Raw genomic sequence first — 1080 nt, 5'->3', positions numbered from 1 at the left:
ATACGTCTGAGAGCTTCTATCGCCGGCAATTGTTTATCCCATTCGATAAATGCTTTACCGGTAAGGCCAGGAAGTACATAAAAGACGATTATCTGAGCCGGAAGGAAGTTCTTGAGTACGTTTTATTCAAAGTTCTAAACACGAATTATTACAAGCTCTCTGAGCCTGCGGCTTGCCGGTTGGTTTTGGAAGACTATAAAGAATATAACAATCCGATTCAGTCTTTTGTCGAAGAAATGATTCCAGAGACCGTCTGGGGCCTTCTGCCGTTTGGATTCTTGTATGATTTATATAAGGCGTGGTTCATTCAGAACTCGCCGTCTGGCAAAGTACAAGGACGAAATACATTTGTGAAAGAAATTGCTGATATGGCGGAAGCCGGTAAGATTCCCGGCTTCATGACGAAGGGCCGTAAAGAGCGCATTCGGCCGAAGAAGCTTATGGATACGCCGGAGCCTTTAATCTCAGAATACAAACTCGAATGTTGGATGAACCCGACTTATCGCGGGAGCGACCCTCAGCAAATCTGTGTGCCTAAGTTAAAAGACACATACAAAGGACTCATACGCATTGGCAATGAGGACGATGTGGAATTGCTTCCCACGTCTGTTAAAATGGACGATGAGACTCAGCGGGCTTTAGATGAAACCTGCGGAGAAATCAGCGGTGAAGATAAGACCACTTAAATATAGAGAACAATGGCACCTGTCACTCGGGTGCCATTGTTCTTGCTTCTTGATCTGAAATATGTGCCGGAATGTCAGCACCTGAAAAATCCACTTTTTGCAACTTTTGAAAGAAAATGTGTGTGCCTCTTTCGCAAAATCAAAAGAGACACAGAGCCATACCGGATAAGGCGGGAAGATCAAACGCGGGAGAATGGCGGCTGAGAGGCAGAATTTGTGCATCTTTTTTCTTTTGGAGGCCAAAAAGATGCACAAAGCAAAAACCACAAAAGCCTTGCGCCGTAATGGATACAGCGGATGGCTAAATCCTGTGTGACCAATTACAACAGGGTGTGAAGAAAAGATGACCNGGTTCAATCNCTACGGCCGNAATGGATAGATGTATTTTGTGACC

Annotated in this window: 1 protein-coding gene; it reads left to right on the top strand. The window is 44.8% G+C overall.

Annotated features, from left to right (window positions below; genetic code table 11):
- Positions 1-686: primase-like DNA-binding domain-containing protein (locus JX325_RS17545; RefSeq protein WP_243414173.1), on the top strand; the 686-nt coding region annotated here is incomplete at its 5' end.
- Positions 687-1080: the final 394 nt, after the last annotated feature.

Origin of the sequence: Oscillibacter sp. CU971 (genome assembly GCF_905219725.1) — a bacterium.
Classification (GTDB): Bacteria; Bacillota; Clostridia; order Oscillospirales; family Oscillospiraceae; genus Oscillibacter.
This window is presented reverse-complemented; position numbering and strand designations above follow the sequence as displayed.